The sequence below is a fragment of the Curtobacterium sp. MCPF17_050 genome, from assembly GCF_003224435.2.
Lineage (GTDB): Bacteria > Actinomycetota > Actinomycetes > Actinomycetales > Microbacteriaceae > Curtobacterium.
The window spans coordinates 3,208,236-3,224,365 of record NZ_CP126250.1; the positions used below are offsets into that span (position 1 = coordinate 3,208,236).

Annotated in this window: 14 protein-coding genes; 1 reads left to right on the top strand and 13 read right to left on the bottom strand. The window is 72.4% G+C overall.

What is annotated here, in order from left to right; all coding sequences use genetic code 11:
• Positions 1 to 101 precede the first annotated feature (101 nt).
• From DEJ34_RS15330 to DEJ34_RS15385, 12 genes are all read right to left on the bottom strand, one after another.
• A complete protein-coding gene (locus tag DEJ34_RS15330) occupies positions 102 to 1,154 on the bottom strand; it encodes a BLUF domain-containing protein (protein WP_181422172.1) in 1,053 nt (350 codons plus the stop codon).
• Between the two features lie 218 nt (positions 1,155 to 1,372).
• The gene (locus DEJ34_RS15335) at positions 1,373 to 4,582 is read right to left on the bottom strand and encodes a hypothetical protein (RefSeq protein ID WP_110910605.1); all 3,210 of its coding nucleotides are present in this window, start codon (positions 4,580 to 4,582) and stop codon (positions 1,373 to 1,375) included.
• A 217-nt stretch (positions 4,583 to 4,799) separates the two neighbouring features.
• Positions 4,800 to 5,720, bottom strand: a complete 921-nt coding sequence (locus DEJ34_RS15340) for a PfkB family carbohydrate kinase (RefSeq protein WP_110910606.1) — start codon at positions 5,718 to 5,720, stop codon at positions 4,800 to 4,802.
• On the bottom strand, positions 5,720 to 7,225 hold the full coding sequence (locus DEJ34_RS15345) for a purine-cytosine permease family protein (RefSeq protein WP_110910607.1): 1,506 nt from the start codon (positions 7,223 to 7,225) through the stop codon (positions 5,720 to 5,722). The genes DEJ34_RS15340 and DEJ34_RS15345 overlap by 1 nt, the downstream gene beginning before the upstream one ends.
• An 86-nt stretch (positions 7,226 to 7,311) precedes the next feature.
• Positions 7,312 to 8,337, bottom strand: a complete 1,026-nt coding sequence (locus DEJ34_RS15350) for an ADP-ribosylglycohydrolase family protein (protein ID WP_110910608.1) — start codon at positions 8,335 to 8,337, stop codon at positions 7,312 to 7,314.
• Positions 8,334 to 9,044 carry a GntR family transcriptional regulator gene (locus tag DEJ34_RS15355; RefSeq protein WP_110889390.1) on the bottom strand — a complete coding sequence of 237 codons (711 nt, stop codon included), beginning with the start codon at positions 9,042 to 9,044 and terminating at the stop codon, positions 8,334 to 8,336. Before DEJ34_RS15355 ends, DEJ34_RS15350 begins: the two co-directional genes overlap by 4 nt.
• 62 nt (positions 9,045 to 9,106) lie before the next feature.
• Positions 9,107 to 9,616: a hypothetical protein gene (locus DEJ34_RS15360; RefSeq protein WP_110910609.1), complete on the bottom strand. Its 510-nt coding sequence runs from the start codon at positions 9,614 to 9,616 to the stop codon at positions 9,107 to 9,109.
• 108 nt (positions 9,617 to 9,724) lie between these two features.
• Positions 9,725 to 10,294 carry a hypothetical protein gene (locus tag DEJ34_RS15365; protein WP_146236862.1) on the bottom strand — a complete coding sequence of 190 codons (570 nt, stop codon included), beginning with the start codon at positions 10,292 to 10,294 and terminating at the stop codon, positions 9,725 to 9,727.
• A 358-nt stretch (positions 10,295 to 10,652) separates the two neighbouring features.
• The gene (locus DEJ34_RS15370; protein WP_110900300.1) at positions 10,653 to 11,387 is read right to left on the bottom strand and encodes a hypothetical protein; all 735 of its coding nucleotides are present in this window, start codon (positions 11,385 to 11,387) and stop codon (positions 10,653 to 10,655) included.
• The gene (locus DEJ34_RS15375) at positions 11,378 to 13,333 is read right to left on the bottom strand and encodes a hypothetical protein (RefSeq protein ID WP_110910611.1); all 1,956 of its coding nucleotides are present in this window, start codon (positions 13,331 to 13,333) and stop codon (positions 11,378 to 11,380) included. The genes DEJ34_RS15370 and DEJ34_RS15375 overlap by 10 nt, the downstream gene beginning before the upstream one ends.
• Before the next feature lie 58 nt (positions 13,334 to 13,391).
• Positions 13,392 to 13,793, bottom strand: a complete 402-nt coding sequence (locus DEJ34_RS15380; RefSeq protein ID WP_110900298.1) for a hypothetical protein — start codon at positions 13,791 to 13,793, stop codon at positions 13,392 to 13,394.
• A 126-nt stretch (positions 13,794 to 13,919) separates the two neighbouring features.
• Entirely contained in the window at positions 13,920 to 14,957 is a 1,038-nt protein-coding gene (locus DEJ34_RS15385) for a zinc-binding dehydrogenase (RefSeq protein ID WP_110910612.1), read from the bottom strand.
• Between the two features lie 39 nt (positions 14,958 to 14,996).
• On the opposite strand from DEJ34_RS15385, the gene DEJ34_RS15390 reads away from it, so the two are divergent.
• Entirely contained in the window at positions 14,997 to 15,464 is a 468-nt protein-coding gene (locus tag DEJ34_RS15390) for a hypothetical protein (RefSeq protein ID WP_110910613.1), read from the top strand.
• Here the strand turns inward: DEJ34_RS15390 and DEJ34_RS15395 are convergent.
• Positions 15,442 to 16,056, bottom strand: coding sequence for a TetR/AcrR family transcriptional regulator (locus tag DEJ34_RS15395; RefSeq protein WP_181419469.1), 615 nt, complete (start codon positions 16,054 to 16,056; stop codon positions 15,442 to 15,444). The genes DEJ34_RS15390 and DEJ34_RS15395 overlap by 23 nt on opposite strands.
• Positions 16,057 to 16,130: the final 74 nt, after the last annotated feature.

Consider the following 16,130-nt stretch of genomic DNA (forward strand, 5'->3'; position numbering starts at 1 on the left):
GCAGGGCGCGGATACCCGGTCCACGCCCCGCGGTCCATCCTGCCCGATCGCGGAGCGCTCCACCGCCCCCAACTCACGGGGGAGAACGGACGGTTCCGGCGTCAGGGTGCCGGTGCGACCGGGATCTCCCAGTAGCTCGGCTGCTCGTACTGCTCCGACCACCCCCGCCGCATGCGCGCGGCGGCACGGTCGAACGCCTCCACCGGGTCGGTGTCACCCGTCAGCAGGGCCTGCAGCCGGAGACCGTCGTACAGGGCGAGCAGCTGCTGCGCGCCCCGCTCCGGGTCCATCGTCGCCGGCTCACGGCCCTCCCGCACGTCCGCGGCGAGTGCCGTGCGGACCGTCTCCCGGAACTGCCGGTAGGCGGACCGGTAGTAGTCGGCACCGTCGACCGAGGGGTCCGTCGCCGCGGCGAGTGTCGACGCGAGCAGGCGCATCAGTCCCGATTCCTCGACGTGCGCGGCCAGCAGGGCGTGCATGAACGCCACCGTTCCGCGCTCCGTGATCATCGGGAGCAGGGGTGCCGACACCGCACGCGTCCAGCGCTCCACCGTCGCCGCGAGGAGGGCGTGCCGGTTCGGAAACAGCCCCTCGATCTCGGACACGCTCATGCCGCTGCGCTCCGCCACCGCCTCGATGGAGAAGCTCGTCGTCCCGCCGTCGTGCAGGACGGCGATCGCGCTGTTCACCGCGCGGGTGCGCGGGACCTCGTCGTCGGCCGCGTTCTGGTTCGTCAGCGGCGCGAGCGGGTGCTTGCGGAACCACTCGAGCAGGGCGCGGGCCCGCGAGGCACCGAACTCGGCGTCGCTCGGCCGCTGCACCTCGAACAGGTCGCTGAAGCCCGGGACCTCGCGCAGGAGCGGGTCGAGGGGCTGGAACGCCATGGACCAGTCCGGGAAGGAACGCTGCTGCACCGGGTCGTCGCAGAGCACCCGGACGTTGGTGTGCCGGGGGTCCAGGCGGATCTGCTCGAAGCGCTGGTGGACGACGTCGTCCTCGCCCTCGATGATGCCGATGCAGTTGCTCTCGCGGTGCGCGAGCATGCCGGTGATGCCGAGGCGCGTGTTCTTCTCGCGTCCGACCGCCAGGATCTGCGCGAGTTCGGAGTCCGAGATCGGTCGGGTCTGCGTGCTGGTGTAGACGAGTGTGCGCACGGTCGGCCTCCCTGGTCGTGGCTGGGCCGGATGCCCTGGCACGAGTCAAACGCGCGACGGGCGACCGCACCAGTCCCGTGTTCGGGTCGCGTGGTCGCGGTGCGTCGGTGCCGGCCGGGAGGCCCGGGGCGGGCCCGTGCTGCGCCTCCCGTCCGGCTCGTGGGACGACGGAGGGCGGGTGACCTCGCGATCACCCGCCCTCGTCGATCAGTGCGGCACTACTTGTGGATCCGACCCGACAGCCCGGTCGTGGTCCCGGTCGTGTAGCCGGTCTTCTTGGCGGTGACGGTCACCTTCAGCCGTTCCCCGACGTCCTTCGACGTCGTCTTGTAGGTGGCCTTGGTCGCTCCGGGGATCGACTTCCCGTCACGCGACCACTTGTAGGTGAACGTGACCCCGCTCGCGTTCCAGGAACCGGGCTTCGCGGTGATGGTCCGGCCGACCTTCCACGACCCGCCGACGGTCGCGCGGCTGCCCTCCTTCAACGCGAGCTTCGGCGTGGTCGCGACGACCGTGACGGTGGTCCGGGCCTCCCGGCCGGAACCGGCGCCGACGGCGGACACGGCGAGCGCACCGAGGTCCGCGTCGGCCGGGACCTGCAGGGTGCCGGCGACCGCGCCGCTCGACCCGGCGACGGCCGTGTCGACGACCGTCTCACCGGAGCGGAACGTGACGCCTTCGCCCTGGCGGAAGCCCGTGCCCGTGAGCAGGACGGTGGTACCCGGCGTGACCTTCGCAGCGGAGGTGCCGAGCGCCACCGGAGCGGCTGCGGCGGTCCGCTCGGCGCACACGTCACCCTGCTTGCCGACCGGCGCGATCGCCTTCGCCGGCGCCGTGACGCCGTCGTCCTCGCGGACGGTCAGGTTCGTGAACGCGGACGCGCCCATGACGGCGTTGCTGGTGTTCGTGACGCTCACCTTCAGGGCGGAGCTGGGCGTCGCCGAGGCGATGGTGTTGCCGGCCGTCGGCACGGTGACCGCGCGGCAGGTCTCGCCGGGTGCGAAGGTCACGCGCTCCATGCCGACGCCGACGGTGCCGGTCGCCGAGCCGAGGACGCTGACGTACGCGGTGACCGGACGGGACTCGGCACGCGACAGGGAGACGGCGACGTCGGCGGTGCCGGGGCCGGCGCCCTCCTCCACCGCGGTGGGGGCGACGTTCACCGTGGTGCGCGTCTGGGCGACGGCGGTGCCGACGCTCGGGGTGTCGAACGCCAGGTCGGACAGGTAGACCCCGCCGGTGCCGGTGCCGTCGGCCCCGACGCCCGCGGTGAAGCGGACCTCGCGGACGTCGGTGAGGTCCAGGCCGGTCATCGACGCCGTGGGGATCGTCAGCTGCTGCAGGACGATCTTGTTGAGCGTCGTGTTCGTGCCGCCGGGCATCCGGTTGACGGCGAGCGGGTTGACCGCAGAGGCAGCGGTCGACCAGGTCCCGCCGGAGCCGTCGAGGACCGTGATCCGGAAGTCGGTGCCGGTGGACACCGCCTCGTCGGGCGCGGTCTTCAGCGTGAGCTGCGTGCTGTCGGAGACGTTGCGTGCCGTCGCGGGGACCGAGACGCGGAGTTCACCGGTGCTCGGCGCTGCCGGGTCGGTGGTGGAGGCTCCGGTCCACAGGAACCGGGTGGTCGGGAACGCGGGGACGTTCGGTGCGAACGAGCCGGGCGTCCAGTGCGGCACCTGGGCCGAGCCCTTGGTGGTGGCGCAGAACGGGTTCGACTGGGGCAACGTCCGACCGGTCAGGTTCGAGCAGACCGCGGCCGTGGCGCCCCCGACGGTGCGGACGAGGGAGCTCGACTTCGTGAAGTCGGTGACGAGCTTCGTCTTCGAGGTGGGCTGCGCGGCCATGGTCCGGACGTCGGCGAACGGCGTCGCGGTGGTCGCGGGCTTGACCGACCCGTCGAACATCGACTGGAACTGGGTCTCGCCGCCCATGGTGAGGCGGAAGAAGCCGGTCATGTAGCTGACGCCGACCTGGTACTGCTGGTCCGCGGTGAGGCGGGTCGGGCTGGTCGTGGCACAGGTCGACGTGGTGTCGCGGACGTTCCAGTCGTCGCCGGTCGCCGCCGGGTACTTGCCCGGGGTCCACACGGTGTTGAAGAAGTTGTGGTTCGCGCCCATCACCCACACCGCGGAGCGGAGGACCTCGTCACCGAAGGCGTGCCGGGAGTCGTCGATGAAGTGCTGACCCTGCTGGTTCGACACGTCGCCGTCGCAGTAGGGCAGGAAGACGGCGGTCGGCACGTCGGGCAGCGTCATGCGGCCGAAGTCGACCGGTGCGAGCGGCAGGACAGACTCGATGCCGAACGGCTTCGGGAGCGCTTCGTTGAGGGTGGCGGCCGAGACCACACCCTCACCGCCGCGGGAGTGGCCCATGATGCCGACGTGCGTCAGGTCGAACCGGCCCTTGAGCGACGCCGCCGTCACGGTGGAGGCGGCGGCCGGCTGGTCGGTGCGGGTCGTCGCGCGGACGAGGGCGTCGTCGAGCGTGCGGGTCGTGGTCGTGCTCGGGGCGGAGCTCGTCGCCGTCGTGACGTCGTCGTACGAGACGGCCGTCCCGGCGTCGGCCTTGCCGAGCATGTCCAGCGTGTCGAGGATCAGCTGACCGCGGGCCTGTGCGCCGTAGTCGAGGGCGAGCTGGTTGTCGTTCGAGTTCACGGCGTTCGCCGCGATGGAGACGACGTTGTAGCCGCGGGTGGCGAGCGCACGCGCGGTGCCCTCGTACCCGAGGTACGAGCGGACGTTCGACTGGGTCGGACCGCAGGGCCAGCGCAGCGGGTTGGCACCGGTGCCCGCGCACGAGGTGTGGCGGCCGTGCAGCAAGACGACGGTCGGACGCTCGCCGGCAGCGCTCGTCAGGTACATCTTCCCGGTGAGCTCACCGCGGATGCCGCCGATCGCCGCGAGGGGGATCGCCTGGTCACCGAAGTCGTACTCGGCCTCGGTCACCTCGTAGGCGCCCGGCGTGGACGGGTCCTCGACCGCGTCCGCCGTGGCGAGGGACTTCATCTGCCGCTTCAGGGTGCGGTTCTCGGGGACGGCCGGGGTGACCGGGGCCGTCGTCGTCTCGGTCGCCTTGTCCGCGTCGCCGCTCGACCAGGCCTTGGTGACGTCCTTCGCGTCAGCGACGGACCGGTCGGCGGTGAGGACCTGCAGGGTCTTCCCGTCCGCCGACTCGGTGGCGAGGCCGATCGGCTCACCGTCGACGACGAGTGTGGGGGCGTCGTCGACCATCGGCAGCGGTGCGTCGAGGTCGAGGGACACGAGGTACCCGCCGGGAGCGGTCGTGACGTCCCAGTCGGAGCCGGAGGCGACGACGGGGTCAGGGGTCGGGGCCGCGAACGCAGGGGCTGCGGTCAGGACGAGGGCGGGAGTCAGCGTGGCGGTGATCGCCAGTGCGGCGAGCCGACTCCGGGAACGGGTTCTGGACAAGGGGCTCCTCGAGTGCAGGGGTTCTCAAGAGGAAGCTTCGAGGAGCGTGAGCGTTCGCCGAGCATCGGAAACGGGCTCGTAACCAACACTTGACGGGCGGGAAACACCGGCGCCCCGCCTCAGCCACGGAACGCGACGAACGACGCCAGCAAGCGGCTGGACCGTCCGGTCGGACCGCTCCAGCCGCACGGGTGCGGCGATCGCGGAGGTCACCGCGTCACGCTCCGGCGAGCAGCGCGTCCGTTTCCCCAGCCGTCGGCGCGGTCGCCGGCCCGGACCGGGTCACCGCGAGCGCCGCTGCCGCGTTGGCCCGACGGACCGCGTCCGGGAGGCCCGCCCCACGCCCCAGCGCGGCGGCCAGCACGCCAGCGTGCGCGTCCCCCGCTCCGTTCGTGTCGACCGCGACGACGGGGAACCCGGGGACCAGGACCGGTGTGCCACCGGACTCGACGACCCAGCAGCCGTGGGCGCCGTCCCGGACCAGGGCGGTCCCCCGCGCTGTCGCCGCGATCGCGGCGGTGGCCTCGGCGAGGGTGGCCGATGTCGGGGAGAGCAGTCGTGCCTCCCGGCTGTTGGCGCTGACCACGTCCGACCGTGCGGACACGGCGGCCAGGAGGTCTCCGGGCAGGGTGTCGACGAGCGGCGACGGGTCGAACACCACGCGGACGGACGGCGGGACGGTCTCGAGCCAGTCGGCGATGGCCGCACCGTTCACCGGGTGCGCCAGGCCGTAGCCCGACACGAAGACGATGTCGTCGTCCTGCAGGTCCACACGGTCCAGGTCGGCGCGGGTGAGCTGCCCTTCCGCGCCGACGCTCGTGACGAAGGTGCGCTCGGTCGTGGCGTCGACGAGCGCCACGCAGTAGCCGCTGTCGACGTCGGCGAGCCCGGGCTGCACGACGGTGACGCCCGAGTTGGCCAGCGCCCGCCGGACGACGTCCCCGAAGGGGCCGGTGCCGTACTGCCCGGCGAACACGACGTCCATGCCGTCCCGGCGGGCGGCGACCATGGTGTTCAGGCCGCCACCGGCCGTGATCTCGGAGCCCGCGGCGATGACGTCCCCGCCCGGCTCCGGGAGGGCGTCGATGCGCATCACGATGTCGACGATGACGTTGCCGACCGAGACGAGGCGGCCCATCAGACCGTGTGCTCGGTGTGCGGCAGCGGAGCGGACTGGTCGGGCTGCTCGTGCAGCGTGCCGCGGGGGCCGCCGGTCAGCAGGTAGACCGCGGCCGCGACGATGAACGTGACGACCCAGCCGAGGCCGTTCGCGCCGATCCAGGTGTCCGAGAACGCCCCGACGAACACCGGGTCGGCGTCGCCCACCTGGACGTTCGTGAACAGGAAGCCGACGACGATCGCGACGACCCAGGCGATGACCGCGGGCCAGGCGACCCCACCCGCGTACCAGTAGCGGCCACCACGGCGGAGGTCGAGCAGCGCTTCCGGGTCGTACCAGGTGCGGCGGAGCATGTCGGCGATGAAGACACCGAGCCAGGCCGTGATCGGCACGGCGAGCACCGAGATGAAGGTGATGAACGGGGCGTAGAACCCGTCGGCGACGAGCATGAAGTACATGGCGCCGAGCGTGGTGATGACGACGTCGACCGCGACGGCCCAGACCCGCGGCACCTTCACGCCGAGGGTCAGCGTGGTGAGGCTCGCCGAGTACACCGACAGGTGGTTCGAGAGCAGCAACCCGCCGAACGCGGCGATCAGGTACGGCACGGCCATCCAGCTCGGCAGCATGTCGCGGATCGCGGCGACCGGGTCCCCGGCCTGCGCCAGGGTCGGGTCACCGGCGGACACGAGCGCGCCGAGCCCGACCAGGACGACGAGCGGGATGCCCGCACCGGCCGCACTCGCGGCGACGAGCTTGCCGGCGCGGACGCTGGTGCGCGTGTACCGGGCGATGTCGGCGCCCGCGGTGGCCCACCCGATACCGGTCCCGGCCGCGATCGTCCCGATGCCGATCACCATCGCGGCGACCGGGCCGGCGGGCTGCGCGCCGACGACGTCCCAGTCGATGCGGGCGACGAGGAACACCGCGACGAAGACGTTCAGCGCACCGAAGACCCACGTCGCCCACTTCTGCACGGCGACGATGAACGCGTGCCCGAGCCCGGAGATGAGCACCGTGGCGGCGACGAAGACCAGGATCGCGACGATCGTGATGACCGGGTGGGCCTTCGAACCCCCGTCGGTGCCGAAGAGGATCGTGAACAGCGACAGCAGCACGAACGCGGCGGTCGTGGTGTTCACGGTCTCCCAGCCCAGGCGGCTCAGCAGCGAGATGAACGTCGGGCCGACGTTGCCGCGGACGCCGAACACCGCGCGGCTCAGGGTCAGGCCCGGCGCTCCCCCGCGGCGTCCGGCGATCGAGATGACCCCGACCACGGCGAACGAGCCGGCGGCGCCGATCACCGCGACGAGGAGCGCCTGCCAGACGGTCAGTCCCTGGAAGGCGACGAGCGTGGCACCGAGGGGGAGCCCGAGGATCGAGATGTTCGCGGCGAACCAGACCCAGAACAGCGCGCCGGGCGTCCCGGTGCGTTCGGCGGCCGGCACCGGCTCGATGCCCCGCTGCTCGACGGTGGTCAGGGTCCCGGCGCGGGTGGTGGCGTCGGTCGGCGTGCTGGTCATCAAGTCCTCTTACGTCATCGGAAGGGTGCGAGGGGGAAGCCGGGCGGCGGCAAGGGGGGAACCGCCGCCCGGCGGTCTGGGTGCCGCTACCGGCCGGGGCCGGTGCGGAGGTCGAGGAGGCGCTCGGTGAGCTCCTCGAGGTGCAGGTCGTTGACGGTCTCCACCTGGTGGACCGCGTCGGCGGACCAGGCGGCCGCACCGTGCACGGCACCGAGGACGGCGCCGGCCATGGCGGCGATCGTGTCGGTGTCGCCCCCGATGCTCGCCGCGGTGCAGACGGTCCGCCAGGGGTCGAGGTCGAGCGCCACGAGCGCGAGCGCGGCGACGACGGACTCCTGCGACGCGACGCTCGTGCCGATCAGTCCGGACACGACGTCGATCCGTTCGGCGTCGGGGACGGTGGCCAGGTGGCCGCGTGCCCACTCCGTGCGGTCGGCGATCGAGCCACCGGCGACGCAGTGGCCACGGGTCTCGCCGATCCGGGCGGCGGCGACGGCGACGTCGAGCGCCTCGGCGCGCGTGGCGCCGTCGATGCCGGCCGAGACCGCTGCCGCGACGGCGCTCGCCCCCGCGATGCCGAGCCCGGTGTCGTGGGTGACCCGGCAGGCGTCCTGCACGGCGTCCACGAGTCCGGCGAGCCCGTCGGACCCGGTACCGAGCGGCGTCGCGATCCCGACCGGGGTGATCCGCATCGCGGCGCCGTTCGTCGTGCCCGTCGAGCCCGCTTCGGACGCGGGGACACCGTCGAGGATGCGCTGCACGGCGGTCTTCGTGCTCGGCCCGAGCAGGTCGAGGGAGCCCTTGGCCGCCATCGTCCGCTCCCAGTCGATGAGCGCGCGGGCGAAGTCGACGGGGTCCAGCCGACCCTGCCCCTGCACGAGCAGTTCGGCGACGAGGACGGCCTGCTCGGTGTCGTCGGTGATGCTCCCGGCCGGCATGCCGTGTGCGATGCGCTGGTTCGGCCCGGCGTCGACGAACCCGCTGATCACCCCGTGGTCGGAACGGATCTGCTCGAGCGACAGCGACTGCGTCGGCATCCCGAGGGCGTCGCCGATCGCCAGGCCCCGGAAAGCGGCGAGGGCGTGCTCGGCGGCGGTGCTGGTCGTCGTCATCGTGCGCTCCCGAACGTCATGTGGATGCGGAACCGGCTCGGGTCGAGCAGGCTGTCGACAGCCTCCACGAACGTGCCATCGGCCGTGCGCGAGACGCGTCGGCTGTGGAGGAACGGGTCGCCCGCAGTCCTGTGGAGGAGCACCGCGTCCTCCTCGGTCAGCGGGAGCACGTCGACCCACTGCTCGGCGAGCGCCGGCACCAGGCCCGTCTCCGCGATCGTGGCGGTGAGCGACCCGTCGACGAGACCCTCGTCGACGGCTCGGGCGAGCCTCCCGAACGGCGGAACCAGGCTGCGTTCCAGGGAGATGTCCGGTCCCCCGGCCACGTGCCGGACGCGGTCGACGGCGACGAAGTCGGCGTCGTCGAGCCCGAGCTCCGCGGCGAGCGCCGGCGCGCTCACCGCGGCGATCCGGAGGACGCGGACGGCGACCTCGGTGCCCGTCGCCTCGAGGGACCGGGCCCATCCGCTCCGGGGGTCGAGCGCGGCGCCGTCGAAGGTGACGACCGAGCCGATGCCGCCGCGGATCGCGATGTACTCCTCGTCCGCCAGGTCGGCGAGCGCCGCCCGCACCGTCCCGCGGCTGACGGCGAACCGCTCGGCCAGGTCGTGCTCCCCGGGCAGGCGCTGGCCCGGGGCGTAGCGGCCCGTCGCGATCGCGTCGCGGAGGGCATCGGCGACGAGGCGTCGCTTCGGTGGGACGGGCATGCAGAGGAGACTACATGTACAAGACCTGTCCAGTCACGTCGGGGCCGTTCGGACGCATGCGGTCAGTTCCCCCAGACGTTGGGGACGACCTCGTGCAGCGCAGTCGGCCCCCGGTCGGTGTAGCCGTCGGACACCAGCGAGACCCGGTGTCCGTCGTCGCCTTCCATGGTCACGAGCACCTCCGCGGCCGGCACATCGGTCCCGCCGCACGTCGCCCAGTTGTCCGGGCTGGCCGGGTCGGGGTTCTCCGCGATGAGGCACGCTCCGCCGTTCGACGCCGCAGCCACCCAGTAGGTGGTGCCGTGCCACGCACCGGCACGACGCTGGCTGTTCAGCACCACCTCGTCGAGCGTCGAAGCGGCCGCCTCCGTGTCCGGCAACGCGTCCGTCGCCGTGAAGGGCCGGTGCAGGATGGCCAGGTGCTCCGGCAGCCCCGGCGTCGCGGACGGCGTCGGCCTCGCTGCGGCTGCCGATGGTGGCGTCCCGCCGTCGGGTGCGTCGGTGCACCCCGTCATGCCCATCGTCACCGTCGCCATGACGACGGCTGCGCAGAGTGTGGTCAGAGTCCGCATCGTGTTCCCCCCGGTCCGTGCTCGCACCGTAGCAGTGGTCGGCCCACCCTCGGCGGCCGAGGTCAGGAGACGGGCACGCTCACGCCCCGGTCCGCCGTCCGGCGCCCATCACGGGATCGGGACGGGGTCCCACGCGCCGTTCAACCGGAGGGTGAAGCGCAGGGGCTCGTCGTTCGGCCGGAACGACGTGCTGGGCCCGAAGTCGAGTCCGTCCGTCTTCGGCACGCTGGCCCCGACGCTGACCCGCTGAGACGCGTCCACCGGGTCGACCGAGTCGGCCGCTGCGATCTTCTGCTGGAGCTCCCCGACGGACGTGTCCGGCAGGTCGAGCTGCTCGAGGACGTCGCGGTACGCGTCGACGCCGGCCTTCGCGCCCTCCACCGGCACGGCGTTGACGCGGAGGTGGAACAGCCGCCCCTGCGGCAGGATCACCTTGCCCGACTGGTCGGTCATCTCCTGCGCGTTGTCGAGGGCGTCGAAGATCACCTGGGTCGCCTGGACCCGGACCTCCTCGCCGCCGGGGAGCAGGAACCGGACCGGACGTCCCCCGCCGGACTCCGAGCCGTACGCACCGACCCGGGTCCGCGCGCCTTCCGGGACGTCGGTGTCGATCCCGAACGCCTCGACCGAGGGCGGCACCGTCAGGTCCCAGGTCTCGACCCCGTTCTCGACCGTCATCGCCGTCGGTTCGGGGCCGACGTGGCTTGCGCTTTGACGAGCCGTGACGCTGTTGCTCGGCTCGCTGACCGAGCCCATGGGTTCGGCAGCCACACACCCTGCGAGCAGGACGGCGAGCAGGACGGTGATCACCGCCGCCGGGAAGCGCCGCGGGCCACTCTCAGCACCATTGCGAGCGTCGCGTCCTGGTTCCTGATGGTCCTTGCTCATGTGCTCCCCGATGCTCCGTTTTCGGCAGCGGGAGCGGCTCCAGGACGGGACGAGACCTCCGCGGCTGCGCGTCCGGAGAGGAGCAACGACTGCACGACCACGCCCGCACCGATGCCGAACCGTCCGCGGCGTCCCCGTCCCGAGTACATCACGGGATCGGGACGGGGTCCCACGCGCCGTTGAGCCGCAGGGCGAAGAGCAGCGGCTCGTCGTTCGGCCGGAACGACGAACTCACGCCGAAGTCGAGCCCGTTCGTCTTCGGCACGCTGGCGTTGGCACCGACTGGTTGGGACGCGTCCACCGGGTCGACCGAGTCGGCTGCTGCGACCTTGTCCTGGAGCTCCCGAACGGACGTACTCGGAAGGTCGAGCTGCCGGAGGACGTCCCGATACCCGTCGACACCGGCATCTGCGCCCTCGACCGTCAGGGCATCGACCTGGAGGTGGAACAGCCGACCTTCGGGCAGGGTCACCGCACCCGAGTCGTCCTTCCGCTCCTCTTTGCTGTCGAGTGCGTCGAAGATCACCTGGGTCGCCTGCACCTGGACCTCCTCGCCGCCGGGAAGCAGCAGCCTGACCGGGCGACCGCCGGGACCCGTGGAGGCATAGGCGCCGACGAGGGCGGCGGTGTTCTCCGGGACGTCCGTGTCGATCCCGAACGCCTCGACCGAGGGCGGCACCGTCAGGTCCCAGGTCTCGACCCCGTTCTCGTAGGACATGGCGGTGGGTTCGGGGCCTCGATGGCTCACGTCGTGCTCGCTTCCGTCGGAGGTGGACGACCCGACGGGCGCCGGGTCGGCGGGTCCGGGCGTGCACCCGGTGAGGAGCACGACCACCAGGGCGGCGATCGCGGGCCCGAGGACGCGGGTCGGTGTCATCGCCATCTGAACTCCGTGTCGTGCAGGTCGTCCACCAGGTCGCCCAGGCGGTGGTCGAGTCGTCGGTCCTGGATCCGGTCGGGGACCGACCCGGCGACGAGCTCGCGCGCACGCTCCGGGTCGTCGTGCGCGAGGGTCTGCCAGGCGGGCAGGGTGTCGTGTTCGATGTAGTCCCAGCGGACCGGGAACTCGGAGAGGTTCTGCGACGGGATGTACACCGTCTCGGTCACCCCCTGCACCCCGGGGACCAACGGCATGGCGTCCACCGTGACGGACGTCCCGCCCTCGTACTGGCCGAGCGTCTTCGTCCCCGGGATCGACGCGTCCCCGACGATGCCCAGCACCGTGGTGAAGGCCTCACCGGTGACGGGGTGGTCCCGCATGGTGTTGTACTGGCGCTGGATCGTGTCGTGCTGCTCCCGGTACAGCAGCGCCCCGTTCCCCCGGTCGACCAGGTCCTGCGACCCGGTTCGCATCCCCGTGTCGATGTCGTTCCAGGCGTCTTCCGCGTACTGTGCCGACACTGTTTGCTCCGACGGGGACTGGTCGGCGCCACCCGCGAGCAGTCCGGCCGCGCGCAGCTCCTTGATACCGTCCATGCCGGAGTCGAGGTACGCCTCGTGCATCGTGGACGCGTCGAGGAAGATGCCCTTCTGCATGTCGAGGAAGGTCTTCTCGTAGAAGGCGATCTCGTCGTCGCCCATGTCCGCCAGCACGTCCGTGAGCGGCCGCAACGACGGCGGCAGGAGCGGCGCCACCTCGCCGATGTGGTCGCGCATCGAGTGCAGGTCGAGGAACCCCGCGGCGAAGTCCGGACCGACCATGTTCGCCATCCCGGCCCACATGAAGTCCGGGTTGTCGAGGTAGAGCTGTGCGTAGTACTGGTACGACCCCGTCACTTGTCCGAGCAGCGCCTGCGCACCCCGACCGGTGTCCCAGGTGGCCATGTCGATGCCCACCTTCTCCGCCGCCCGAGACACGTACATGCGCTGCAGCACGGTCGCGAAGTCGACCGGGTCGGCTCCGCGGGCGCGCTCAGCCTGGACGATCGCGGAGTAAACGGCGGACGGGGTGCCCCACGCCGGCGGTGTCGTCACCAGGGCGTCGAGCACCTCGGGGTGCGCGGCGAGCCACGCAGCACCCACGTCCGCGTCCATGTGCCGGAGGACCTCGACCGGGTCCTGGCCCTGCGTCGTCAGGTAGGCGGCGACCGCGAGGTCGAGCGCGTGGTTCGTGAGCGTCCCGCTGCCGGCGTGCTCGAACGCGGCGGCCACGTGCTCCATCCACGTGACGTCGGCCTCGTTCTCGTCGACGAAGCGCGACCCGTTGTCGAGGAAGCCGGAGCCACCGACCGGCACCCACGAGGAACTCGACGTGAACCGTGTCCAGGCGTCCGCGACCTCCTCCAGGTGCTGCCGCATGGTGGTGTTGCACGACCGGGACTGCGTCGCGAAGGACCGGAGGGCATCCGGTTTCGCGCTGCTGGTCCCCGATGCGTTGCCGCTGCTCGTACGCGTGCGCTGCGAGGCGGTGAACGCGACGGAGATCGTCGACGGCCGGACCGCGGGCTCGGACGGTCGGGGGTCGAACAGCTCCTCGATGTCGCTGACGACGGGACCGAGCGGCTGCGTCCGTCGACGCTCGTCCCGGTCGGCCTCCCGGCCCTCCCACGCCCGCACCTCGTCGAGCCGTCGGTTCTCCTCCGCAGCCTGCTGCTTCGCCCGCTCGACCTGTTGCGCGAGGTCGTCCATCGCACGAGCGAGCCGGCCCCGCTCCGCGGACTCGGTGACGCTCGCCGTCCGGAACAGTTCGGCGTACCCCCCGCGGAACTCCTGCATCGCGGTCTCGACCGCGCCTCGCCGGGCACCGCTCTGCCCGGTGAACGCTCCGTCCGCGGACTGCGCCGCCCTGATCAGCGCCCCCGCTGCAGCTTCGTCGAATTCGACCCCCATGGGTGGCATGGTAGCCACGTTGCCCGGGCACCGGTACGGCGTCGTGCTCCGGACCCGTTCAGCGCTCGGAACGCGGACCGCCCCTGACGATGAGCGCGACCATGAGCGCCGCCGCCCCCAGCAACAGGAGACCGAGCGGACCCGCTGCCCCGCCGAAGCTCGCGGCCACACCGAGCCAGACGACCCCGCCCAACGCCATCAGCCCGGCCAGGACGCCCGCTCCGGCGTCGAGCAGCTCGCGGGGTGCCGGCACCACCACCAGCGCGATCACCGTGAGCACGGCCGCTGCCGGCGCACCCCACGTGAGCAGCCCGTACGCGATCCCGTTGTACGAGGCCAGTCCGAGCGGGTAGCTCACGATCAGGAAGGGCAGTGGCAGGACCATCAGCACGTCGACGACCACGACGAGCAGTGCGAACAGCCACCAGCGGCGACGGACGCGCGGTCGCGGTTCCGACATGGTTCCCCCTCGTCACCGCGCACGGTCGGCGCGGCCCCCGCCCTCAGTCTGCCGGACCGGGCCGGTCGCGGCCGGGAGGCCCGTGGCGGTGCCGCGGTGCGCCTCCCGGCCGCCACACGGTCGCGACTACAGGACGACGACCGTCGTGCCGGCCGCCGTCGCCGGCCGGTCCATCGCGGCGAGCGCCGCCGGCGCGTCCTCGAGCGCGATCGTCCGCCCGACCAGCGGTGCCGGGTCGAGACGGCCCGCGGCGATCTCGGCGAGCATCGCCGGGTACTCGTGCGCGGACATCCCGTGGCTGCCGAGCAGTTCGAGCTCGAGGCCGATGACGCGGCCGAGGTCGACCTGGGGGCTGGCCTCCGCGCCGGCGAGGAGCCCGACCTGCACGTGCCGACCGCCGGGGCGGAGGGCGGCGATGCCCTGCCGCACCAGGGCGGCCCGTCCGAGCGCCTCGACCACGACGTGCGCGCCGCCGTCCGTCGCCGCGAGGACCTGCTCGTCGACGTCGTCCGTCCGCGCGTCGACCGTGGTGGTGGCGCCGAGGGTGCGGGCGAGCGCGAGCGCCTCGGCGGAGACGTCCACTGCGGTCACCCGTGCACCGCGGGACACGGCGACGACGATCGCCGAGAGCCCGACTCCCCCGCAGCCGAACACGACGACGTGCTCGCCGGGGGCGGTTCGGGCGCGGTTCACGACCGCGCGGTAGGCGGTGGCGAACCGGCAGCCGAGTCCGGCGGCGGTGGCGTCGTCGATGGCGTCCGGCACGGCGACGAGGTTCGTGTCCGCGTGGTGCACGACGACCCGCTCGGCGAAGGACCCGGGCCGGTCGAACCCGGGCTGGGTCTGGTTCGGGCAGATGCTCTGGCGGCCGGCGACGCACGTGGGGCAGGTGCCGCACGCGTTCACGAACGGGGCGGTGACGCGTGTGCCGGCCTGCCACTGCCGGACCTCGTCCCCGACCTGCTCGACGACGCCGACGAACTCGTGTCCGGGGACGTGCGGCAGCGACACCGTGTCGTCGTGCCCGTGCCAGGCGTGCCAGTCACTGCGGCAGACGCCGGTCGCGACCACGCGGACCACGGCGGCGTGCGGCGGACACTCCGGGTCGGGGACCTCGGTGACGGCCGGCGTCGCGGAGAAGGCGGTGAAGGTGACGGCGCGCATGGGCACGATCCTCCCATCCCGGCCCGTAGTGTCGACGGCATGGTGACCGCCAGGACGTTCCCGTTCTCCCCGCGCAGCGCCACCGCGCTCCGGGTCGGGGACCTCGTCCCCGTGCAGGGCGAGAGCGGGCGGTGGTCGTGTCTGCAGGTCCTCGAACTGCAGCCGCGCGTCCGCGTGAACCTCGTCGTCGGGATCCTCGACTGGCGGGCCGACGGGCCGCCGTCACCGGAGACCGTCAGCGGCGTCGCGCCGCTCGAGCGTGCTGCGACCCGGATCGAGGTGTTCACCGAGGGCGGCCTCCAGGTCGTCGGATCGGTGCCTCCGAGTGACGCCGGACAGGAGACCTGGTTCGGCCCGGCGTACATCGGCAAGCGGACGCATGTGTGGGGCTGGATGGCCGCCATCCGGCTGGCTCGCGGGTACGCCGACACCGGGATGCTGCCGTACCGCTCCTCGGGGCCGGCCGGTGAGGGAGGCCCGACGGTCAGTCCGCCGGGTGGTCGCTGACCGGACGCGTGCCCGAGGAGTGCGCACCCGGAGCCGGGGTCGTGCGCTCCCGGACCAGTGTGGACACCTCGTCGATCGTCTCGGCCAACGACCGCTCCCCGGTCCCCGCCGCCCACTGCTCGAGGGCGACCTGGAACACGAGCACGCCGAGTTCCGCGACGACGGTCGCCTGCAGCGGGGTCTGTCCACGCTCGACGAAGGCGGCCTGCGCGGCACGGACCAGGTCGGACCGCTTGCGGGCGTCCCGGTCACGGAGTTCGTCGTTCCCCTCGATGATCCGGCGCCAGGCGGCGGTCTGCTCGTGGTGGCCGTCGAAGCGCGCCGCCGAGATCTGGTGCAGCACGTGCCGGACGACCTGCGTCGGGTCGAGGTCCGCCGGTGCGCCGACGATCAGTCGCGCTGCGGTCTCGGGGATCTCGGACCCGGCGAAGACGACCTCGCGCTTGTCGGTGAAGTGCCGGAAGAACGTCCTGGTGGTCAGCCCGGCGCGCGCGGTGATCTGCGGCACCGTCGTGGCGGCGAACCCCTGCTCGGCGAAGAGCTCGAACGCGGCGCGCTCGAGCCGTCCTCGTGCATCCGGAGCCCATCGCATCGTCCGATCGTAGCTGACGACACGACGTGTCATGAGGCGTACGATGACATCACGTGTCATCGCGATGATCGGCA